This is a genomic window from Archangium lipolyticum, assembly GCF_024623785.1.
Lineage (GTDB): Bacteria > Myxococcota > Myxococcia > Myxococcales > Myxococcaceae > Archangium > Archangium lipolyticum.
The window spans coordinates 169,248-191,659 of the sequence record NZ_JANKBZ010000020.1 but is presented as its reverse complement, the minus strand read 5'-3'; the positions used below and the strand labels follow the sequence as shown (position 1 = coordinate 191,659).

Sequence of the window (22,412 nt, the reverse complement as noted above, 5' to 3'; positions counted from 1 at the left end):
CGTCCCTCTCCCTTCGGGAGAGGGACGGGGTGAGGGTACCGACCGCCCCGGGTTCAACCCCGAGTCAATCCCCTCTCCCTCTGGGAGAGGGCCAGGGTGAGGGTCATCAAGAGCCCTCCGCGAAATGGGCCCGAGATGACCTGGACCGAGGAATCACTGAGGGCGGAGGGCTTCGAGAACCCGAAGAGAGCGGCCAAGGAGCTAGGGGCGCAGGCCGAATCACTCGGAGCGAGCGCAGCCGAGCGAATCCACGAAGCGGCGAAGAAGACGTCAGAGCCGGACGAAGTGGTAGCGGCCTTCGACCGGATCCGAGAAGGCCTGCAGGGCCTGCCAGAACCCACCCTGTGCCGGCTGCTGGACTGGCTGCCGGCGGTCTTCCACGCGAGCACGTTCGTGCCGAGGCAGCTGGTGACCCGTCCGGGGCTGCTGCGCTGGCTGGCGGGCTCGCGAACGATGACACGAGAAAAACCCCGGGATCACTACCACCGGGAGGCACTGGCGGCGACGTGCCGGATCGCACCAACGGACGCGGAGGGGCTGCACCGCCGCCTGCGGCGCTACAAGTACCGTGAGTACCTGCGGCTCATGGTGCGCGACGCGGCGCTGCGAGCGCCCATGGCGGAGCTGGGCCGGGAGCACACGGCACTGGCGGAGGCGCTCATCGGGGCGGCGCTGGCCTGGGCGGAGCGCTCGCTAGGAGCGAAGTACGGCACGCCGGACACGCCGGGCTTCTGCATCCTGGGGATGGGCAAGCTGGGAGGAGAGGATCTCAACTTCAGCTCGGACGTGGACCTCATCTACCTGTACCGCGGGGACGGGCACACGACGGGGGGAACGGCGGGGGCGCTGCCGAACGTGCAGTACTTCACGCGGCTGGGCGAGACGGTGACGCAGGCGCTGACGAAGGTGACGGCGGAGGGCTTCTGCTACCGGGTGGATTTGAACCTGAGGCCACAGGGGCGAGCGGGGGCGATGGTTATCTCGCTGCCAGCGGCGCTGTCGTACTACGAGACCTTCGGGCGCATGTGGGAGCGGGCGGCGTTCCTCAAGGCACGGGTGGTGGCGGGGGACGCGGAGTTGGCGAACGAGCTGCTGAGCGACCTGAGCCCGTTCATCTGGCGGAGGAGCCTGGATCTGTCGGCGGTGGACGGGCTGAGGGAGCTCAAGGCGCAGATCGACCTTCGAGGCAAGGCGAGCGCGGATGACGTGAAGCTGGGGCCGGGAGGAATCCGGGAGGTGGAGTTCTTCGTCAACGCGCTCCAACTGTTACAGGGAGGAAAGGACGCGACGCTGCGCGAGGCGAGGACGATGCGAGCGCTGCGCAAGCTGGAGCGAGCGGGGTTCGTATCGGGGCCGGACGTGGACGCGCTGGAGGAGGCGTACGTCTTCCTGAGGCGGGTGGAGAACCGGCTGCAGATGCTGGAGGAGCGTCAAACACAGGCGCTGCCCACGGGGGAGCGCGAGCGGCGCCGGCTGGCCACGTCGCTGGGCTTCGCGGACTGGGACACCTTCGGCGCGGAGCTGGAGCGGCACCGCCGCTTCGTCCTGGGCGCCTTCAACACCCTGCTCGGCCAGACGGCGCGGGACGAGCTCCCCGATGAACCGCTCCTGGCGCTCGCGCTGGACCCGGACCTGTCCCCACAGGAGCGGCAGGCGGCGCTGGACAAGCGGGGCTTCGAGAACCCCGAGCGGGCGCTGGCCGAGCTGGAGCGGCTGGCGCGAGTCCCCCACTCCCCTTTCGTGGATGGGGGCGCGGGGGTGAAGGCGGTGCGCCTGTTGTCGGAGCTGGCACAAACGCCGGATCCGGACCAGGCGCTGCTGCACTTCTCGGACTTCCTGGCGCGGCTGCACCAACCCGAGGGCTACCTGGCACTGCTCACGAGCATGCCCCGGGCGAGCCGGCGCCTCTTCAACCTCTTCGGGCAGAGCGACTACCTCTCGCGCATCTTCCTGCGGCACCCGGAGCTGCTGGACGCGCTGGTGCAGGCACAGCTGGACGAGGCGGTGAAGTCCCCCGAGCGCATCCGTCAGGAGCTGAGCGCGAGGCTGGCGCGGCCCCCGGACGCGGAGACGAAGCACGGGGCGATGCCGCGCTTCAAGAACGAGGAGGTGCTGCGGATCGGGCTCAACGACATCGGCGGAGACCTCACGGTGCCGGAGGTGGCGAGGCAGCTCACGGCGGTGGCGGACGCCATCCTGGACGAGTGCCTCTTCCTGGCGATGGAGGAGCAGCGCGAGCGCTACGGCCTGCCGCTGAACGCGAGCGGGCAGCGCGAGGGGCTGGTGGTGATCGCCATGGGCAAGCTGGGCGGGTACGAGCTGGGCTACCACTCGGATCTGGACCTCATCTTCGTCTACAGCGGCAACGGCCAGGCGGAGACGAGCGGAGGCAGCCGCGGCGCCATCACCCACCACGAGTACTTCGCGAAGACGGTGCAGCGGTTCATGACGCTGCTCCAGGTGCAACTGAGAGAGGGGCACCTCTACAAGATCGACGCGAGGCTGAGGCCGTCGGGGAACCAGGGGGCGCTGGTGGTGAGCCAGGACGCCTTCCGCGAGCACCACCAGAAGCGGGCGCAACTTTGGGAGCGACAGGCGCTCGTCAAGGCCCGCCCGGCCGCGGGAGACGCCACGCACTTCCAGGCGCTGCGGGAGGAGGTGCTCGTTCCGCTCGTGTACGAGCGTCCCCTGCCTCCGGGCGCGGCGGCGGAGATCGACCGGCTGCGCACGCGCATGGAGCGGGAGCTGGCCCACGAGAGCGCGCAACAGCTCAACCCGAAGCTGGGCCAGGGAGGGCTGGTGGACGTGGAGTTCACCGTCCAGTACCTGCAACTGGTGCACGGCCGGGAGCACCCGCGGGTGCGGAGCACCAACACCCTGGCGGCGCTGGAGGGGCTCCAGGCCGAAGGCCGCCTCTCGCCCGAGGACGCCGAGGTGCTGCGCGAGGGCTACCTCTTCCTGAGACGGGTGGAGAACCGGCTGCGGCTGGTGCACGCCAGCTCCCTGGCGCACATGCCCACCAGCGGCAGACCGCTGGCGCAGCTCGCGCGCCGGATGGGCGTGTTGCGCGCCGACCCGGGAGAAACGTTCCTCGCCCGCTATCGAGCCAGCGCCGCGCGCGTCCGGGACGTGTATGCTCGGGTGCTGCGTGCCTCACGTTGAACCCGGACTGCCTCGCTCGTGCTGCTGAAGCAACGCTTCCAGATCCTCCGGCCCCTCGAAGAGATGGAGCTGGTGTTGGTGCGCGCGGCGCTGGACTCGCCCTCGCTGCTGGACTCGCGCGAGGAGACCGTGCTGCGCACCGCGCTCTCCCTGGCGCGCCTCTACAGGCTGCGCCACGAGGGCCATGATCACTCGGTGGAGACGTGGACCACGCCCTTCCGCGAGGACGTGACGCGGAGGCTCGGCCCGGTGCTGCTCGGCAAGCGCCGCATCACCCGGGATCAACTGGTGCCACACGTGCGCGACCTGCGCACGCGGACGCTCCAGGTGCGCGACGAGCTGCTCCACCGCCTGCGGGGGCATGTGCCCGAGGAGGTGTTGCACCGCGAGCTACAGCACAAGTCGCTGGTGGTGGTGGCTGGCGGCGGAGGGGGCACGGCCTACGTGTACATGGGGGTGATGGCCCTGCTGGACGAGCACGGCCTCAAGCCGTCGCTGCTGGCGGGCACCTCGATGGGCGCCATCCTGATGCTGATGCGCTCGCGGATGGCGCGCTTCGACCAGTCGGATCTGGTGGGCATCATCCGCAGCCTGTCCTGGCGCAAGCTCTTCCGGTTCATCTCCACGGAGAACCGTTACGGGCTGCCGGCGGCGCTGCGCCTCTTCCTGCGCGCGGGCCTGGGCCGCTACTTCGACGCGGGACCGAACCAGGCGGGTGGCCTGCGGCTGAAGGATCTCCCGGTGCCCATCCTCGTCGCGGTGGGGGGCATCCGGCGGGGCATGTTGCCCAGGCCGCTCGAGTACTACGAGCGCCTGTTGGGCACGAGCCCGGTGAGCCTGCTGAGCCCCGCGGGCGTGGCGCGCCGCATCCAGGCGGTGATGGGCACGCTGGCCGAGTTCTTCACCCGGCCGGAGATCATGGTGAAGCTCCACCTGGGGCTGGACGAGAAGACGTCCCACTTCGACGCGATCGACGCGGCGGGCTTCTCCTCGGCGCTGCCCGGGGTCATCCACTACGACGTGCTGCGCGACGACACGAACATGCACGGCCTGCTCAACGGGCTGATGGAGGAGAAGGGCATCTTCCGGCTGATGGACGGAGGGCTGGTGGACAACCTCCCGGTGAAGGCGGCCTGGAAGGCGGTGCACCATGGCAACCTCGGCACGCGCAACGCCTTCATCCTCGCGCTGGATGGCTTCGCGCCCCGGCTCAGCACGCCCTTCTGGCTGCCGCTGCAACGGCTCGCCGCCATGACGGTGGCGCCCAACCTCCCCTACGCCCACCAGGTGAAGCGCTTCGGCCCCACCCTCTCTCCCCTGGAGCTGGTGCCTTCCGTACAACTCGCCACCAAGGCCATGCACTTCGGCCGCAAGCAGCTCGGCCCGGACATGCCCTTCCTGACGCGCATGCTCTCTCCACTTCCGTACCTCGGCTGACCGCATGCTTTGACTTCAAAGGTCCATCTGGAAGAAAACCTCGGGGCCGTCTTCTCCTTCCCGACGAAGAGGAACCCCGAATGAGCTCGACCTCCGCCAACGTCCTGCGCTCCGACCAGATCTGGCTCGATGGAAAGCTGATCAAATGGGACGAAGGCCAGGTGCACGTGATGACCCACGCCCTGCACTACGGGCTGGGGGTCTTCGAGGGCATCCGGGCCTACCGCACCTACGATGGACGGCTCGCGGTGTTCCGCCTTCGCGAACACATCGATCGCCTGTTCGACTCGGCGCACATCTGCATGATGAAGCTGCCCTTCACCCCGGAGCAGCTGAGCGAGGCGTGCCTGGAGCTGCTGCGCAAGCAGAAGGATCTCTTCGCCAACGGGGCCTACCTGCGCCCCATCGCCTTCATGGGCGACGGCGCCATGGGCCTGGGCGCCATCAACCCCACGCGCGTGGCCATCACCGCCTGGGACTGGGGTGCGTACCTCGGGGACAAGGGCATCCGCGAGGGCATCCGCGCCAAGGTGAGCTCCTTCACCCGGCTGCACGTGAACGTGAACATGGTTCGCGGGAAGATCTCCGGCCAGTACGTCAACTCCATCCTCGCCAAGCGCGAGGCCGTGCTCGCCGGCTATGACGAGGCCATCCTCCTGGACATCAGCGGCTTCGTCGCCGAGGCCTCCGGGGAGAACATCTTCCTCGTCAACAAGAAGGGCATCATCAAGACCCCTCCCCTCTCCTCGCCCATCCTCGACGGCATCACCCGCGACTCGGTGCTCCGGATCCTCCGCGACTCCGGCCGCGAGGTGGAGGAGGTCACCGTCACCCGTGACGCCCTCTACATCTGCAACGAGGTCTTCTTCACCGGCACCGCGGCGGAGATCACCCCGGTGCGCGAGGTGGACAACCGGATGGTGGGTACCGGAAAGCCCGGCCCCATCACCCAGTATGTGCAGGAGACCTACTTCCGCGCCGTCCGGGGCCAGGAGCCGCGCTACACCGAGTGGCTCACCTACGTCTGAGTGCCTGGCGGCCAGGGGCTCACGGGACGTGCCGGAAGGGGGCGGATCGGCTAGAACCTGGGGCCGATGCGTCCCGAGCCCGGTGTCATTCCCAATCCCTTCAACCTCGAGAACCCGGCCATCCTCGACATCGCTCCTCCAGAGCCGAAGTCCTTGGAGGAGACGGGGCTGAAGATCGGCCTGCTGTCGGATATCGCCCTGCGGTACCTGTACTACCAGGGTACCGCCACGGGCATGGACATCGCCCAGGAGCTGCGGCTGCCCTGGCCCGGCGTCATCGAGAAGGTGGTGGACTTCCTGGCCGGCGAGAAGCTGGTGGACCTCCGGGGAGGCAAGGGCTTCGGGCGCGCCTCGGTGGACTTCATCCTCTCGGAGAAGGGGCGCGAGTACGCGCGCGGCGCCATCGAGCGCAGCACCTACGTGGGCCCCGCCCCCGTGCCCATCGAGCAGTACAACGCCCTCATCACCGCGCAGACGGAGGAGAGCCCCGTCATCAGCAACGAGGACCTGGTGGTGGGCCTGTCCCATCTCACCGTCTCCGCGGACCTGATGGACAGGCTGGGCCCGGCGGTGAACTCGGGCCGCTCGTTGTTCCTGTATGGCCCTCCGGGCAACGGCAAGACGAGCCTCGCCGAGGCCATCAGCCGCATGTTCGGTGGCGAGGTCTTCATCCCCCACTGTCTGGAGATCGACAACCAGATCATCAAGGTCTTCGACGCCCTCAACCACGTCCCCGTGACGCTGGAGTCCGAGCGCGACGCGGCGGGCCGCCGGCAGACCTTCGAGATGGACAACCGCTGGCAGCTGTGCCGGCGCCCCGCCGTGGTGGTGGGCGGCGAGCTGACGCTGGAGACGTTGGACCTCATCTATTCGCCCACGGCGCGCTTCTACGAGGCCCCGTTCCAGGTGAAGGCCAACGGCGGGATGCTCCTCATCGACGACTTCGGCCGCCAGAAGGTCCATCCGACGGATCTGCTCAACCGGTGGATCGTCCCCCTGGAGAAGCGGATCGACTTCCTCACCCTGCACACGGGCAAGAAGTTCGAAATCCCCTTCGATCAGCTGCTCGTCTTCTCCACCAATCTGGACCCCAAGGAGCTGGTGGACGAGGCCTTCCTGCGGCGCATCAAGTACAAGATCGAGGTGACGAACCCCGACGAGGAGACGTACCGGGAGATCTTCGCCCGCGTGTGCGAGGCGGCCGGCATCCCCTACGTGGAGCAGGCCGTCACCTACCTCATCGAGCACTACTACAAGCCCCGGAGCATGCAGATGCGCGCCTGCCACCCGCGCGATCTGGTGCAGCTCATCAAGGACGCGGCGCGTTACCGGCAGATTCCTCCGGCCCTGTCCAAGGATCTGCTCGACCAGGCATGCGAGGTCTTCCTCGTCAGCCTGTGAGCGGAGAGTAGCGTTTTAATTGTCCTAAATGCCTGGAATTTCTACAATCCGGCACCCGTTGTCCCCGCTGGTCGGGCTCATCACGGTCCGACCCGCCGGTCCTTGCCGTGAGCCGGTGTGAAGGAGCGTCAAGTCCGTGAAGGAACGCTACCAAGAGATCGACGAGAAGAACGAAGCGCTGCGCGACTACCTTGGCATCTTCAAGGAGAAGGGTCGCGACTTCCTCGAGAAGTTCGAGATGTCGTGGATCTACCACGACGCGGCGCTCGAAGGGACCGTGTACACCCAGCAGGAGCTGGTGTCGGCGTTGTTCCCCGAGCGGGCCAGCATGGACCCGGCGATGATCCCCGTGGTGCTGGAGATCCGCAACCACAAGGCCGCGTGTGACTACCTGCGCGAGGACGCCGCCGCCAACGGCAAGAAGCAGACGCAGATCACGCTGACGACCATCAAGCGCATCCACGATCTGCTGTGCGGCAACACGCCGGAGGCGCAGGCGATCCGGGCCAACATCGAGCGGCGCGAGCGGACGGAGAAGGAGCTGGCGAAGGAGCGCGATCGCAGTGGCTACCGCAAGGACATGCCCCTGCACCGCACCTACTTCCACGAGATCGCCCAGCCCGCGAAGATCCAGCCGATGCTGGAGAAGCTGGTGGACTACACGGGCAGCGCCGAGTTCCGCGAGTTCCACCCCATCAAGCAGGCGGCGGTGGCGCAGCACAAGTTCATGCAGATCTTCCCCTTCACGGAGAACAGCGGGAAGGTCGGCCGGATGCTCACGAACCTCGTGCTGCTGCGCAACGGCTACATGCCGGCGATCATCCACTCGATCGATCGCCAGCGGTACTACGAGTCCCTGCGAGGCGCCGAGGGTCTGTTCCGCGCGCTGCTGATGGACGCCATCGAGAACTCGTTGGACAACGGCGTGAAGTACTTCAAGGACCTGGGCCGCCGGTACAAGGCCATCAACTAGGCCGTGCGTGTCGGGGCTCACGAGTCCATCGCAGGAGGCGTGAGCCGGGCCCTGGCGCGAGCCGAGGAGCATGGCGCGCGCAGCCTGCAGGTCTTCACGAAGAACGCCCGGGGCTGGAAGGCCCCACCCCTGACCGAGGAGGAGTGCCGCGCCTTCCACGCGGAGGTGCGGCGCACGGGGCTGCCGGTGGTGGCGCACGGCAGCTACCTGGTGAACCTCGGGACGGAGGAGCCAGCGCAGCGCGAGAAGTCGCTGGACTGCGTCGTCGAGGAGCTCACCCGCTGCGAGCGCCTCGGCATCCCCTTCCTCATCTTCCACCCGGGAGGACACCCGGACGAGCGCCGGGGGCTGGAGCTGATCGCCCGGGCCCTGGACGAGGTGCACGCGCGCACGCCGCGCTTCCGGTCACGTCTGTGCCTGGAGGTGACGGCGGGCCAGGGAAACTGCCTGGGTTGGCGCTTCGAACACCTGGGGGAGATCCTGTCCCGGGTAGGCGATGCGGGGCGCCTGGGCATCTGCCTGGACATCTGCCATCTGTTCGCCGCCGGATACGATCTTTCGACGGAAGCCGGTTACCATGAGGTAATGGCCGAGTGTGACCGGGTGCTGGGGCTGGAGCGGGTGCACTGCATCCACCTCAACGACAGCAAGAAGCCGCTGGGGTGCCGGGTGGATCGCCATGAAGAGGTAGGCAAGGGAGCAATCGGGCTCACGCCTTTTCGCTGCCTCGTGAAGGATCCGCGCTTCGTCAACACCATTGGAATCCTGGAGACCCCTTTCCCCGAGCGTTATCCAGAAGCCATCAGGCTTCTCGAATCGCTGAGCCGGAGGAAGTAAACACCGCACCCATGCCTGCTACACCGACAGCCAACAGCCGCAGATCGACGCCGGGGGGCGGAGAGGGCACGGAGTCCCCGCCACCACGCATCGCGAGCCTGCCGGCACGCGCCAAGCTGGAGCGGCTCTTGAGGGTAGCCAAGGGACACAAGAAGGCCCTCGTGCTCACCCACGACAACCCGGATCCGGACTCCCTGGCGGCGGCGGTGGCGCTGACGCAGCTGTTGAAGGAGCGGGCGGATGTGGAGGAGGCCCGGGTGGGCTACGGCGGCATCATCGGCCGGGCGGAGAACCTCGCCTTCGTGAAGGTGCTGCGCCTGCCCGTGGTGCCCATCGCCCAGTTGGATCTGGACGAGTACGACCTGCTGGCGCTGGTGGACACGCAGCCCCCGACGGGCAACCACGCCATTCCACCGCGGCTGCGCAGTGAGGTGGACATCGTCATCGACCACCACCCGCTGCGAAACGAGAGCCTCGAGGCACCCTTCGCGGACGTGGGGGGTGACTTCGGAGCCACGTCGACGATGCTGGCGGAGTACCTGCGCGCCGCGCGGCTGGAGCCCTCGGTGGAGGTGGCCACCGCGCTCTTCTACGGCGTGAAGGCGGACACGAGGGATCTGGGACGCGAGACGACCCAGACGGACATCGACACGTACCTGTGGCTGTTCCCGCGGATGGACAAGCAGCTGCTGAGCCAGATCGAGCATCCGGAGCTGCCGGCGCGGTACTTCCAGCTGTACCACACGGCTTTCGAGCGGGCGAAGGTATACGGGGACACGGCGATCGTGACGGACCTGGAAGAGGTCTACTCGCCGGACATGGTGGCCGAGGTGGCCGAGCGGCTGATGTTCCTGGACGGAATGAAGTGGTCGCTGGCGTACGCCACGTACCACAACCAGCTGTTCCTCTCGCTGAGGGTGAAGGATCGGCGGATGAACGCGGGCCGGCTCATCCGGGAGATCTGCGAGGACTACGGCGGCTCGGCGGGAGGCCACGGCAGCATGGCGGGCGCGAGGATTCCGCTGTCGGGACGGGCGACGCAGCGCAAGGCGCTCAAGCGGGAGCTGGTGCGCCGCTTTCTCGAGGCCTTTGGAGTGGCGGATGAGCGGCCGGTGGCGCTGCTGTCCGCGCCGTCGCCGTGATCTACTGGGACCACAACGCGGCCGCGCCGGTACGGCCGGAGGTGGCCACGTTGCTGGCGCGGGCCTTCTCCGAGGGGCACTGGGGCAACCCCTCCAGCGTGCACCGGGGTGGACGCGAGGCCCGGGGGCGGCTGGATGCCGCGAGGGCCCGGGTGGCGCGCGTGCTGGGTTGTGAGCCGAAGGAGGTGTGCTTCACCGGCTCGGGCTCGGAAGCGGACGCGCTGGCGCTGAAGGGCACCTGGCTGGCGCGGAAGGAGTCCCGGAGAAGGCGCGTGGTGACCTCGGCCATCGAGCACCCGTCGGTACTGGCGGCCGTGAAGCAGTTGGAGGCGCTGGGCGCGGAGGTGGTGCGAGTGCGGCCGGGACGTGACGGCCGGGTGCCACTGGAAGCGATGCTGGAGGCGCTGACGCCGGAGACGCTGTTGTGCTCGTTGATGTGGGCGAACAACGAGACGGGCGTGGTGCAGCCGGTGGCGGAGCTGTCGAGGGCATGCCGCCAGCGGGGAATCCTGTTCCACACGGACGCGGTGCAGGCGGTGGGAAAACTGCCGGCGAACCTGCGCGAGGTGGACGCGGATCTGCTGGCGCTGTCGGCGCACAAGTTCGGAGGCCCGCCAGGAGCGGGGGTGCTGGTGGTGCGCAAGGGCGTGGAGGTGCAGGCGCTGACACCGGGGCACCAGGAAGCGGGACTGCGTGGGGGGACACAGAACGTGCCCTACGCGGAGGCGCTGGCCCTGGCCCTGGAACTGGCGAACGAGGAGCAGCCGGCGCACGCGGCGAGGGTGGAGAAGCTCCGGGACGGGTTCGAACGGGAGGTGCGCACACGCATCCCGGACGTGACGGTGAGCGGAGAAGGAGCGCCGCGAGTGCCGAACACGAGCAACCTGTGCTTCCACGGGGCGGATGGAGAGGCGCTGCTGATCGCGTTGGACCTGGAGGGCATCTGCGCGTCCTCGGGGGCGGCGTGTGCATCGGGGACACTGACGCCCTCGCACGTGCTGCTGGCGATGGGCCTGACACCGGCACAGGCGCACGGCTCACTGCGCTTCTCCCTGGGGCCGACGACGACGGAGGTGGAGGTGGAACGAGTGCTGGAGGCGCTCACCACGCACGTCCCGAGGGCCCGGGCCCTGAATCAGGAGTAACCCCCCGGGGTGAGGGTAATTCGAATCCCAGGTTGCTTCCGTGTCTGCCCCCTCTCCCTCTGGGAGAGGGCTGGGGTGAGGGTCTCCCCAGCCCGTGCATCCACTCCGTCCCAGCGCCTCCCGGACTCACCACTTCTGATCAGGGAGCTTCTTCTCGCGGACATCCTCGGGAGCCTGGCCATAGCCCGGCATGCCCTCATGGGACTCGTTGGGGGTCGTCTGCTTGCGCTCGTCCTTGCGCTCCGTGTCAGCCTCACGGGTCTCGCGGGGCTTCTTCTCCTGCTCGGTCGCCATGTCGAATCCTCCCTCGCGCGATGGGCGCGCACCGTCGTACGGGGAAAGATCGACACGCGGCGGGCAACCGGCATCCCACGGGCGGACAGGCAGGAAGGCGCTGACCCTCACCCCAGCCCTCTCCCAGGGGGAGAGGGGGCGGACACGGAGCCAACCCTGGGGGCGAGATACCCTCACCCCGGCCCTCTCCCGGAGGGAGAGGGAGTCATGTCGTGTCGCTGATTCCGAACAGTCCGCGCACCACGGCGGCGATGGCCAACGGGGTGCCCACGCGCTCGTCGTAGTGGGGGGCCAGGGCCTCGGCGAAGGCCTCGGCCGAGGGGAACCGGTCCTCGGGATTCACCGCGAAGCCCTTGTGGATGATCTCGTCCAGCGCCTCGGGGATCTCCGGGCGGATGAGGCTCGGCGGCAGGTAGTCCCGGTAGACGATCTTCGTGAAGACCTCTTCCGGAGTGGAGCCCGTGAAGGGCCGCTGCAGCGTCAGCAGCTCGTAGAGCACGACGGTGGCGGCCCACAGGTCCACCGACGGATCGATCGCGCCCTGCAGGGCCTCGGGAGACAGGTAGTAGGGCTTGCCGAGCACCTCACCACCCTGGAGCACCCCATCCACGCGCAGGCGGGCCACGCCGAAGTCACCGAGCTTGATATCGCCCAACCGGGAGATGAACAGGTTCGAGGGCGAGATATCGCAATGGACGATGCCCAGCGGCTCGCCGGTGGGGCCGGTGGCGGAGTGGGCGTAGCTCAGGGCCTCGAGCAGCACGCGGCCCAGGTAGACGGCGAAGTCCAGGGGCAGATAGATGCCGCGGTGCTTGCAGCGGCGGAGGATGTGGCCCAGGTCGCGGCCATCCACCAGCTCCATGACGATGAAGTACTGGCCCTCCACCAGCCCCACGTCGAGCACCTGGACGATGTTGGGATGATCCAGCTGCTTGGTGAGGCGGGCCTCGGCGGCGAAGAGGGAGACGGAGGCGGGATCCTTGGTGAGCGCGGGCAGCAGCCGCTTGACGGCCACGGTCCAGCCCTGACGGGGACCGGCGCGGACCCGGGCCCGGAAGACCTCGGCCATTCCGCCCTTGCCGAGCTGCGACAGGATTTCGTAGGGGCCGAGGATGCGGGGAATCCGCGGCGTGGGAGAAGTGCTCACGCGCTCAGGGTCCCGTGTATTGCCGCCGTCCGGCGGGCGACTTGTAGTTCCGGATGGCCTGGTTGGTGAGTCCCAGGTACTCGGGCTCCGAGCCCAGGAACCGATCCAGCTCGACATCCTGGAACGAGCCCTCGGGGATGGCGAAGCCCAGCTTCACCGCCTGCCTCAGGGAGTCCATGGCCTTCCGCTTGTCACCGAGCCGGCTGTGGGCGCAGGCCAGGTGGTAGTGGATGCTCGGCTCGCGCGCGTTGAGGACGCGGGCCCTGTCCAGGGCCTCCACGGCGTCACGCGCCTGACCGCGCATCAGTTGGGCGGTGCCCAGCCCGAAGAAGGCCACCCAGTTGCGGTCATCCTGGGTGATGCTTCGCTCGAACTCGGTCGCCGAGCCGCTCCAGTCCTTCGCCCCCAGCAGCCGGGTGCCCTTCTCCAGCGACTCCTTGGCGGCCGCGGGGTCCCTCTTCTCCGTGCGCAGCCGCGCCAGGGTCGAGCCCCCCGCGCGTGAGACACCCGCCGCGGGCTCCTCCGCCTCCTCCCAGGCCGGCTTCAACACCAACAGCCCCCCCGGGCCCAGCTCCGGCGCCTGACACCCCTCGCGCGGCCGCACGTAGGCCGTCAGCGTCCCGTCCGAGGGGCCATAGAAGGCGAGCACGGGCAGCCGGTCCACCTCCGGGCACGACTCCCCTCGCAGGCACACGGTCAGCTCTCCCACCAGCACGTTGCCCTGGAACTCGCCCTCCAACACCGCGCTCCGGGGCGCGAAGCCACAGGCCCCACCCTCCCCGGCCGTGTAGGCGACCAGGCGCTCCTGCGTCAGGCTCAGCTCCACCTGACCCCAGACGTCCGCCCGATAGCTGCCCGAGGGACGAGACCCCGCCCACGCGGCACCAGGGGCCGCGGCGACGAGGACCGCGAGGCCGATTGTTCTGAACACGGACGCCATGGGCGGGAGCACCTCCATCATAGGAGGCCGTCGGCTGAGTTGTAAACGCGCACCGATGGCTTGACCCATCCGCTCCACGTTCTTATCATTCCCTCAGTTGCTCCTGGGGTTTTCCCAGGAGTTTCAAGGATTTGCCGTACGGAGAGGTTTGTTGAAGGGCTGTCCCCTGCGGGGCGCGTGATGCCCAGCAGAAATTCGAACCGATACGTCCATCACGGGGTCCGTTTCGAGTCCCATGTGCAAGCCCTCCCCTCGCGGGATGAGGGAAGCCTACGGGTCCACGACTTCGAACCCCACCTGGCTTTTTAGGGTTCAATGGACGCTAGGCACACGGCCATACGGCGGGGGACTTTTTCTTACTCTTGTCGGGGAGCGGGGCAGGTGGCGAGCGAGACGGTGGCGCAAGAGGGGGCAGCTCGGAAGGTGTCGCTGCGCGAGGAGCTGACGGCGCGGCGCAAGGCGATGACGCCGGACATCATCGACGAGCGCGGGTTGAAGGTTCAGGCCCGATTCCTGGCAACGCCCTATTACCAAAAGGCGAGGACGGTGGCCCTCTACGCCCCCATTCGGGGCGAGGTGCCCACACGGGACATCCTGATCGCGGCGTTGCAGGACGAGAAGATCGTCTGCTACCCGCTGTCCCACGTCCATGGACGTATCCTGTCCTTCCGGGCCATCAAGTCCGAAGCGGAGCTGGAGCCTGGCAGGCTCGGAGTACGCGAGCCCACCAACTCCGCCGAGCTCATCCCGGTGGACCAGATCGATCTGTTCGTGGTGCCCGGACTGGGCTTCACACGAGATGGCAAGCGGCTGGGACGTGGCGGCGGGTACTACGACGCCACGCTCCGGGCGGCCTCGGCGCGCAGCCGCCGGGTGGGACTGGCCTTCGGAGATCAGGTCGTCGACACCATGCCGACCACCAGTGAGGACGTGGACATGGACCTCGTCGTCACCGAGTCGGAGACACTGCGCGGGCTGTACCGCGACTGGGACTTCGTCGACACGTGAAAGTACTCTTCATGGGCGATGTGGTGGGCCGGCCAGGGCTCCTGGCCGTGCGCACCCTTCTGCCCAAGCTCATCGCGCGCCACTCGGTGGATCTGGTCGTCGCCAACGCGGAGAACAGCGAAGGCGGCGCCGGCATCTCCCCCGAGTCGGCCGAGGCGCTGCTCGGCAGTGAGGTCAACCTCCTGACGAGCGGCAACCATTTCTGGACCAAGAAGCAGATCCTCCCCTGGGTGGAGGACAACCCCAACCTGTTGCTGCGCCCGGCCAACTATCCCAAGGGCGCACCAGGCAAGGGGCACACCGTCATCCAGACGCCGGACGGGCGCAAGCTCGGGGTGCTCAACCTCGAGGGCCGCGTCTTCATGAAGCCGCTGGACAACCCGTTCACGGTGGCGCTGGACCTGGTGGCCGAGCTGCGCAAGCAGACCCCCTGCATCCTGGTGGACATGCACTGCGAGGCCACCAGCGAGAAGAACGCCATGGGCGCCCACCTGGACGGCAAGGTGTCCGCCGTGGTGGGCACCCACACCCACGTGCAGACGGCCGACGAGCGCATCCTCCCGGGGGGCACGGCCTTCATCACCGACGTGGGCATGTGTGGCCCGCTGGACTCCGTCATCGGCGTGAAGAAGGAGCTCTCCATCGAGCGCTTCATCACCCTGCGCCACACCCCCTACGAGGTGGCCAAGAACCTCGTGTACCTCCAGGGCGTGGTGATCGACCTGGATGACAAGACGGGCAAGGCGCGGAGCATCGAGCGGGTGCGCGAGCACCTGCCGGGCACGTAACCCCCCGTTTCCGGGCCCCTATGTCAAATTTTCGGGTAGGGTGCGCTGCGCCATGTCCGAAAACGCTTTGCGCAAGGCGACGCCCCAGGAGCAGTTCGAGGAAGTGACCCGCGGCACCGTGGATCTCCAGGTGCCCGAGGATCTGAAGAGGAAGCTCGAGCGCTCGTATGAGACGGGCAAGCCGCTCGTCATCAAGGCCGGTTTCGATCCGAGCCGCCCGGACCTGCACCTGGGCCACTCGCTGCTGCTCACGCGCATGCGGCGCTTCCAGGACTTCGGCCACCAGGTGGTGTTCCTCATCGGCGACTTCACCGCGCTGATCGGCGACCCCACGGGGAAGAACACCACGCGCCCCGCGCTCACGCGCGACGAGGTGAAGGTCAACGCGAAGACGTACCAGGAGCAGGTCTTCAAGGTGCTGGACGCGGCGAAGACGCAGGTGCGCTTCAACTCCGAGTGGTTGGACAAGCTGGGCACCGAGGGGATGATCCGCCTGGCGGCGCGCTACTCGCTCCAGCGCATCCTGGAGCGCGATGACTTCAAGAAGCGCTTCCGCGAGAACCGCTCCATCGCCCTCCACGAGTTCCTCTACCCGCTGCTGCAGGGCTACGACTCGGTGGCGCTCAAGGCGGACGTGGAGCTGGGCGCGACGGATCAGCTCTTCAACCTGATGGTGGGCCGGCAGCTCATGAAGGAAGAGGGTCTGGAGCCGCAGGTCATCATGACCGGGCCCATCCTCGAGGGTCTGGACGCGAAGATGGTCGACGGGAAGATCACCGGCGACAAGATGTCCAAGAGCCTGGACAACTACGTGGGCATCAGCGAGTCGCCGGAGCAGATCTACGGCAAGCTGATGAGCATCACGGACGACCTGATGTGGCGCTACTACGAGCTGCTGTCGTCCCGGACGCTCAAGGAGCTGGCCGAGCTGAAGGAGAAGGTGCTGCGCGGGGAGCTGCACCCGAAGGCGGCGAAGTCGGGCTTCGCGCTGGAGATCGCCGCGCGCTTCCACGACGCGGAGTCGGCCCAGAAGGCGATGCAGGCGTGGGAGGAGCGCTACTCCCAGAAGAAGATCGTCGCCGAGGATCAGCCGCTGGTGGAGGTGCCGATGGCGGGCGCCCCGAAGCTGCTGCTGGCCAAGGCGCTGGCGGAGGCGAAGCTGGTGGCCTCCGTCACGGAGGCGCGCAAGCTGATGGGCCAGGGCGGCGTGCGGGTGAACGGCGAGAAGGCCACGGACCCCAAGCACGAGCTGGACGCGGGCGAGTACCTGGTCCAGGTGGGCAAGCACAAGTCCGCGCGCATCAAGCTGGCGTGAGCCCGGGGAGCACCACCGTGAACCTCGAACCCTGGCCCGGTGTGCTCTCCACGCGCACCGTGCCACCGAGCGCTTCCGTGATGCTCTTCACGATGTAGAGGCCCAGCCCGAACCCGCCATAGTGACGGGTCGGCACCGCGCGCTCGAACCGCTCGAAGATGTGGGGAAGGCGATCGGGGGCGATACCGATGCCGTGGTCCACCACCGAGAGCTCGGCCGTGCCGTCCCTCCGGACGACGGAGATTTCGATGGGCTGGCCCTCTCCAAACTTGAGGGCGTTGCCGAGCAGGTTGGCGACCACCTGATCCAACCTGCTCCTGTCCCACAGCCCCTCGACGGGCGCTTCGGCCCGGACGTCCACCCGCGACCCGGATTGGGCGATGCTCTCGCCGAAACGCTCCACGACGTCGGCCACGACCGCCGGGAGGTCCACCCGCTCGAGATGGAGCTCGAGCCGCCCAGCGTGGAGCCGTGAGACATCGAGCACGTCATCGACCAGGCGCGAGAGCCGCTGCACCTGCCTGTCCGTCGACTGGAGGACCCGGAGGAGACGTTCCTCCGAGGGGCGCTCGCGTTTGCGGACCACCGACTGGAGTCCGATGCTCATGGAGGTGATGGGGGTCTTCAGCTCGTGCGCCGCGACGCAGAGGAACTCCTCGCGGACGCGGATTCCCTCCTGGGCCTCCTGGTAGAGGTGGGCGTTGTCGATGGCGATGGCGGCCCGGCGGGCCAGCTCCTCGGCGAGCGCCAGATCCGACCGCCCGAAGGAGCGCTTCGGATCCGCGGAGCCGACGGTGATCGCCCCCAGCGTCCTGCCGCGAGCCACGAGCGGCACGGCCATGATGCTCCGGGACCCGAGCTCACGGATGAGCCGGAAGTGTTCGGCGTCGAGACAGTGGGCCCGCAGCACGTCATCCGTGAAATCCGCCAGCAGGAGCGACCTGCCCGAGGCCAGGACACGCGCCGCCGGTTGGGTCGAGCCCATTTCGAGCGGATACCGCTCCTCGAGCTCGCGGAGACTCCGCTCCTTCGAGGGCTCGACGTGCACCCCGGCCAATCGCTGGATCCGTCCACCCTCCCCCATCACGTCGACGATGCACCAGTCTGCGAACGCAGGCGCCATGAAGGACGCCAGGTTGCGGAGGGTCGTCGGATAATCGAGCGACTCGGCGAGCAGCGCGCTCACATCGGCCAGGAAGCGCACGGCCCGCTCCGCCCGCCTCCGCTCCTCCACCTCCACCTTGAACTTCTCGAACAGGAGGCTGTTCTCGAGGGCGATGGCGATCTGGGCGGACAGGAGCTCCAACACCCGGACGCGCTCCCGCGTGAACGCGCGTGGAGTCAGATCGTTCTCGAAGAAGAACGTGCCGAGCAGGGCCTCCTGGCGCTGGATGGGAAGCACCAGGACGGACATCACGTTGCCCTCCTCGAAATAGGGCGTGGAAGCGAACCGCGGATCCCGGGAGGCATCCTCGAGCACGAGGACCCGCCGCGTCCTGCGCACGTGCTCGATGAGCTCCCGGGGAAGCTCGTGCGACTCGGCGAGCGGCGCCCTTTCGGTGGAGACCGGAAGCGTGGCGCCTCCGACCGCCCGCACGAACGGTCCTTCTTCCTCCTCGACGACGAGCACGCCCCGCTCGGCGCCCGCCGCCTGGATGCACACCTCCATCAACTTTCCCAGCAGACGCTCGAGCTCGATCTCCCCCGAGATGGTCTCCGCCGTCTTGAGCAGGCTCAGGGCATCGAGCGCCGCCCGCGGGGCACGCTCGTCGACGGCGCCTGGCCCCACGGAGCCCCCACTGAGGTCGAACTCGTCATCCAGCGCCCGCGCCTTGGCCAGGGCTCCCCACTGGGCCCAGCCCTTCTGGGCCGCGCACAGGTACAGGTGGGCGACACGGGTCCGGCCGTGCCCGTGATAGAGCCGCCCGCAGAGCTCGTTGGCCAGCGCCTCGTCCTGGAGGAAGCGGGCCTTCGCCGCCGCCTCGATGGCCTGGTCGTACAGCTCGGTGGCCTCGAGGAACTGGCCCTGGACCCGGGCGACCTCCGCGTCCACGAGCAGGCGCTTGTGGCGGAAGTTCTCCGCACACCCCTCCTCCCACTGCCTCAGCTTCTCGCGCAGGGCGGCCACACGCCCGAGCCGCTCGGCGCGCTCCTGGAACGTGGCCCCATCACAACGCGCCAGGAGGTTCAGCGCCGTGTAGAACGTGTGCTCGGCCGAGGGAATGTAACCCCCCAGGAAGTCCAGGAAACGGGCCGCCGACTCGGACCGCGCATCCGCCTCGGCCAGCTCCCGGAAGAGGAACGAGGTCTGGAGCCTCAGGATGTCGTACATGCACCGCGTCGTCGGCTCGTTCAATGTGGCCGCGAGGAACGCCTGCTCGGTGAACTCGTCGTCGTCGAACCGGTTGAGCTCCCTCGTGAGCCCCTTCAGACAGCGGATGGCCTGCCGGTAGGCCAGGTGATTCAGGATCGCGCCCTCGCTCCTGACCTGCCGGCAGAACCCCAGCCCCTCATCCAGCTCGACCAGGATCCGGTCCAGCTCCATCCCCGCGGTGAACGAGTAGATGACGATCATCGTGCGGCCATAGACGGCGTTCTGGAACTCGCCGAACCGCAGCCCCATCTCGAAGATCTGATGGGCTCCCGTCACACAGGTGGAGAGTGGAGCCAGCCACGCTCGCACGAAGTTGTTGTACAGCTGGAAGGCGCGGACCTCCTGCAGGCGATCCTCGAACCTCCGCGCGAGCTCCACGGAGAGACGGCTGAAGCCCTCGGCGGCCCGAAGCTCTCCCATGCCCAGCAGCAGCTGCGCATAGACGGCGTACGGCATGATCGAGTCGTTGCTGTGACCGTGCTCCAGCGTGAAGCAGACCCCACGGGCCGTGAGGAGCATGAGGAGCTTGCGGTCGACGAACCATGCGGGGAACAGCATGGCGGAGACGATCTTCATGTAGACCCGCGCCTCGGACCGGGTCACGAGGGGTTGGTCGACGAAGCTCTCGGGCGAGCGCCCCGCGAGGAGCCTCCCGATGGCCTCCCGCTGTACGAAGCTCTCCTCGTCGAAGCCCTCCTTCGGCCGCTCGGTCCCGAAGAAGGAGCGCAACGCCTCCCATCCCCACTGGAGCGCCAGTTCGTATTCACCCGTGACCGTCGCGCTCGAGATCCGCAGGGCGTGAAGGTCCGCGGCTTCCTCCATCGAGCCGGCGTGGCGGAGTCCCTCCCGCGCCAGCGAGTGGCACAGGCCATGTTCGCCCGTCAGCGAGGCGCACTCGGCCGCGTCCCGGTGAAGAAGGAACGAGAACTCGTCGTGGACGGGCCTCGCGTCTCCGGGCAGCAGGGCAAGGCCACTCCGGAAATACGCGAGTGCCGGCCCGTAGGCGGCGGAGCGCCGCGCCCTGACCCCGGCCCGGTAGTTCAATCGGGCGAGCTCCTCCCGCTCCCGGTCCCCCGTGAGCAACTCGCTCCCGAGATTGAGCTGGTCCACGACATCGAACAGCTTCTCGTCCAATCCCTCCTCGCGGAAGAGCTCCAGGAGGCCACGGCCGATCCGCAGATGGAGCCGCTTCCGCCGCTCCTCGGACAGCAGCGAGTAGGCGGCCTGCTGCACGCGATCGTGGATGAACCGGAAGGCCACCTCCGTGCGCGGCGTGCGCTCATCCTCGGGCACGAGCAGCCCTTCCCGGAGCACCTCACCCAACCGCGTGGCCATCTCATCCACGGACCTGCCCCAGGCGGCCGCGAGCAGATGGAGCTCCAACCGCTTGCCGATGCACGCCGCGAGCTGCAGGAGCTGCTGCGCCTCCTCCGACAGCCTCCGGATGGCCGCCGCCATCAGCTCGACCACGTTCTCGGTGATCTCCACCCGCTCGATCTGCCGCAGCTCCCACAGCCACGTCCCCCGCCCCTCGTCGAAGACGAGCAGCCCGCCGCGCTGAAGCGAGCGGAGCAACTGCCGGACGAAGAAGGGATTGCCCGCCGTCTTTCCCTGGATGAGCTCCACGAGAGGCATCGCCCGTTCCGGCTCACAGCGGAGGACGTCGGAGAGCAGCGCGACGAGCGCTCCGGTCGACAGGGGGCCCACCTCCAGCCGCGTGACGGCCGTGCCCGCGTCCCGGATCTCCTCGAGGGTGCGAACCAACGGGTGCTTGGAACCGACCTCCCGTGTCCGGAACGCACCGAGCAGGAGGACGTGCCGGCTCTCCGGATCCTTGGCCAGCGCACGCAGGATCCGCAACGACGCCGCGTCGGTCCATTGCAGATCATCCAGGAAGAACACGAGCGGCCGGTCCGCGGCCACCGCCCGGACGAAGGCCTGGAGCGTGAGGTGGAAGCGGTTCTCCGCCTCCACGGGACCGAGCCCGGGCACCTCGGGCAGCGCACCGAGCACGTCCCGAAGCTCCGGAATGAGCTCGATCAACACACGGCCGTTCGCCTGAACCGCCTCCCGCAGCCGCCGGGACACCTCCTCCCGGCGCGCCATGGGCTCGGAGAGGAGCGTGAGCGCGAGGGCCCGGAGCGCCTCCACCACGGACGCATACGGCATGTTCGCCGCGCGCAGATCGAACTTGCCCGAGACGAACCGGCCCTCGGCCATGAGGACCGCATCCCGTACGGCCCCGACGAGGGCCGTCTTGCCGGAGCCGGCCTCACCCGCCACGAGCACCAGCTCGGTCCTGTTCGCCGCGACGCGGATGAGAGCATCCCGCAGCACGGCGAGCTCGTGGTCACGTCCATACAGCCGCTCCGGCAGCGGTAGCTCCCGGGCGAGATCGAGCCGGCCCAGCTCGAAGGGCTCGATGGTGCCGGAGACGAGCCATTGTCTCCGCGCCTCCCGGAGATCGGCCCCGAGGGCCTCCGCGCTCTGGTAGCGCCGCTCCGGCATCTTGGCGAGGAGCTTCTGGACGATGTCGGAGAGCACCTGCGGGACGCGCGGATTCGCGACCGACGCGGGCACCGGCATCTTCGCCACGTGCGCATGCACGAGCTCGAGCGGATCCGAGGAGCGGAAGGGAGGCGCGCCAATGAGCATCGCGTAGAGCGTGGCGCCCAGGGAGTAGAGGTCCGCTCGCCAATCGACGAGCCAGTTCATCCGTCCCGTCTGTTCCGGTGACGCCCAGACCAGGGCGGACACCTGCTCGGGCTCGATCGCCCGGGCAATGCTCGCGAGCTCGGCCGCGTCGACGAAGTGCACCAGGCGCACCCGTTCGTCGGCCCCGAGCACCACATGGGAAGGAGAGATGGCCCGGTGGACGACCCCCTTCTCGTGAATGCGAGCGCACACGTCGGCGAGCTGAAGGGCGAGGTCGAAGAAGCCTTCGAGCGGGAGCGGTCCCCCGGTCAGCCGCTGCTCGAGATCCTCGGAACCCGCGTCCTCGAGGACGAGGGTGGGCGCATCCTCCGGCCCCTCGAGAGCAATCGGCCGCTCGACCCCAGGCACGTCGAGCCTGCGCAGAACGGCATACTCGTCGTGCATCAGCCGGGCCCAGCGCGGCACCGGAACCTTCCCGGAGAGGGTCTTGAGCACGACCGTCCCGCTCTCGGTTACCTGCCTGCGGAGCACGAAGCGCCGGCAGCGATGAATCTCGGAAGATTCCCCTGGAAGCACGCCACCCCTCTCAATGAATGGTCCCCCATCAAGGCAGAACAGCCTTCGAATATGTAGGTCCCCGAAAACTCGGGCAGCCAGGGATCGAGACCCCCATCGGCCCCCGGGCGGGCAACGTCTGGATGGCTCCCGAGCCCCTTTTGGGTGAAGTTCGGACCGTTTCAGGTCAAAGATTGCACTTGCCGGTCGA

The 22,412-nt window shown here is 68.2% G+C and carries 15 protein-coding genes and 1 other RNA gene; 12 read left to right on the top strand and 4 right to left on the bottom strand.

What is annotated here, in order from left to right:
• Positions 1–135: 135 nt before the first annotated feature.
• From glnE to NR810_RS33825, 8 genes are all read left to right on the top strand, one after another.
• The gene (glnE, locus tag NR810_RS33860; protein WP_257458593.1) at positions 136–3,162 is read left to right on the top strand and encodes a bifunctional [glutamate--ammonia ligase]-adenylyl-L-tyrosine phosphorylase/[glutamate--ammonia-ligase] adenylyltransferase; all 3,027 of its coding nucleotides are present in this window, start codon (positions 136–138) and stop codon (positions 3,160–3,162) included.
• An 18-nt stretch (positions 3,163–3,180) separates the two neighbouring features.
• A complete protein-coding gene (locus NR810_RS33855; protein WP_257458592.1) occupies positions 3,181–4,599 on the top strand; it encodes a patatin-like phospholipase family protein in 1,419 nt (472 codons plus the stop codon).
• 80 nt (positions 4,600–4,679) lie between these two features.
• Positions 4,680–5,627, top strand: coding sequence for a branched-chain amino acid transaminase (locus tag NR810_RS33850; protein WP_257458591.1), 948 nt, complete (start codon positions 4,680–4,682; stop codon positions 5,625–5,627).
• A gap of 66 nt (positions 5,628–5,693) precedes the next feature.
• Positions 5,694–7,028: an AAA family ATPase gene (locus NR810_RS33845; protein WP_257458590.1), complete on the top strand. Its 1,335-nt coding sequence runs from the start codon at positions 5,694–5,696 to the stop codon at positions 7,026–7,028.
• Positions 7,029–7,164: 136 nt separating this feature from the next.
• A complete protein-coding gene (locus NR810_RS33840) occupies positions 7,165–8,001 on the top strand; it encodes a Fic family protein (RefSeq protein ID WP_257458589.1) in 837 nt (278 codons plus the stop codon).
• A 3-nt stretch (positions 8,002–8,004) separates the two neighbouring features.
• Complete coding sequence (locus NR810_RS33835; protein ID WP_257458588.1) at positions 8,005–8,838, top strand: deoxyribonuclease IV; 834 nt, start codon at positions 8,005–8,007, stop codon at positions 8,836–8,838.
• Positions 8,839–8,849: 11 nt separating this feature from the next.
• Positions 8,850–9,980 carry a DHH family phosphoesterase gene (locus NR810_RS33830; RefSeq protein WP_257458587.1) on the top strand — a complete coding sequence of 377 codons (1,131 nt, stop codon included), beginning with the start codon at positions 8,850–8,852 and terminating at the stop codon, positions 9,978–9,980.
• Positions 9,977–11,125, top strand: coding sequence for a cysteine desulfurase family protein (locus NR810_RS33825; RefSeq protein ID WP_257458586.1), 1,149 nt, complete (start codon positions 9,977–9,979; stop codon positions 11,123–11,125). Before NR810_RS33830 ends, NR810_RS33825 begins: the two co-directional genes overlap by 4 nt.
• Positions 11,126–11,251: 126 nt before the next feature.
• On the opposite strand, the gene NR810_RS33820 is transcribed toward NR810_RS33825, so the two are convergent.
• From NR810_RS33820 to NR810_RS33810, 3 genes are all read right to left on the bottom strand, one after another.
• The gene (locus NR810_RS33820; RefSeq protein ID WP_257458585.1) at positions 11,252–11,419 is read right to left on the bottom strand and encodes a hypothetical protein; all 168 of its coding nucleotides are present in this window, start codon (positions 11,417–11,419) and stop codon (positions 11,252–11,254) included.
• Between the two features lie 205 nt (positions 11,420–11,624).
• Positions 11,625–12,566, bottom strand: coding sequence for a serine/threonine-protein kinase (locus tag NR810_RS33815; RefSeq protein ID WP_257458584.1), 942 nt, complete (start codon positions 12,564–12,566; stop codon positions 11,625–11,627).
• A 4-nt stretch (positions 12,567–12,570) separates the two neighbouring features.
• Positions 12,571–13,506 (bottom strand): tetratricopeptide repeat protein, encoded by a 936-nt coding sequence (locus tag NR810_RS33810; protein WP_257458583.1) that lies wholly within the window; start codon positions 13,504–13,506, stop codon positions 12,571–12,573.
• A 160-nt stretch (positions 13,507–13,666) separates the two neighbouring features.
• On the opposite strand from NR810_RS33810, the gene ssrS reads away from it, so the two are divergent.
• The 4 genes from ssrS (at position 13,667) to tyrS (ending at position 16,617) form a co-directional block, all read left to right on the top strand.
• Positions 13,667–13,858: non-coding RNA, 6S RNA (ssrS, locus tag NR810_RS33805), on the top strand.
• Positions 13,859–13,887: 29 nt separating this feature from the next.
• Positions 13,888–14,514, top strand: coding sequence for a 5-formyltetrahydrofolate cyclo-ligase (locus NR810_RS33800; RefSeq protein WP_204219876.1), 627 nt, complete (start codon positions 13,888–13,890; stop codon positions 14,512–14,514).
• Entirely contained in the window at positions 14,511–15,302 is a 792-nt protein-coding gene (locus NR810_RS33795) for a TIGR00282 family metallophosphoesterase (protein WP_257458582.1), read from the top strand. The genes NR810_RS33800 and NR810_RS33795 overlap by 4 nt, the downstream gene beginning before the upstream one ends.
• Before the next feature lie 52 nt (positions 15,303–15,354).
• Positions 15,355–16,617: a tyrosine--tRNA ligase gene (gene tyrS / locus NR810_RS33790; RefSeq protein WP_257458581.1), complete on the top strand. Its 1,263-nt coding sequence runs from the start codon at positions 15,355–15,357 to the stop codon at positions 16,615–16,617.
• Here the strand turns inward: tyrS and NR810_RS33785 are convergent.
• Complete coding sequence (locus tag NR810_RS33785) at positions 16,604–22,222, bottom strand: sensor histidine kinase (RefSeq protein ID WP_257458580.1); 5,619 nt, start codon at positions 22,220–22,222, stop codon at positions 16,604–16,606. The two genes, tyrS and NR810_RS33785, sit on opposite strands and share 14 nt — an antisense overlap.
• Positions 22,223–22,412: the final 190 nt, after the last annotated feature.

Excerpts from the sequence above, each read along its gene's own strand:
- NR810_RS33845 (WP_257458590.1), top strand. The coding sequence starts at position 5,694 with ATGCGTCCCGAGCCCGGTGTCATTCCCAATCCCTTCAACCTCGAGAAC.
- tyrS (WP_257458581.1), top strand. The coding sequence starts at position 15,355 with ATGTCCGAAAACGCTTTGCGCAAGGCGACGCCCCAGGAGCAGTTCGAG.
- NR810_RS33810 (WP_257458583.1), bottom strand. The coding sequence starts at position 13,506 with ATGGCGTCCGTGTTCAGAACAATCGGCCTCGCGGTCCTCGTCGCCGCG.
- glnE (WP_257458593.1), top strand. The coding sequence starts at position 136 with ATGACCTGGACCGAGGAATCACTGAGGGCGGAGGGCTTCGAGAACCCG.
- NR810_RS33820 (WP_257458585.1), bottom strand. The coding sequence starts at position 11,419 with ATGGCGACCGAGCAGGAGAAGAAGCCCCGCGAGACCCGTGAGGCTGAC.
- NR810_RS33830 (WP_257458587.1), top strand. The coding sequence starts at position 8,850 with ATGCCTGCTACACCGACAGCCAACAGCCGCAGATCGACGCCGGGGGGC.
- NR810_RS33850 (WP_257458591.1), top strand. The coding sequence starts at position 4,680 with ATGAGCTCGACCTCCGCCAACGTCCTGCGCTCCGACCAGATCTGGCTC.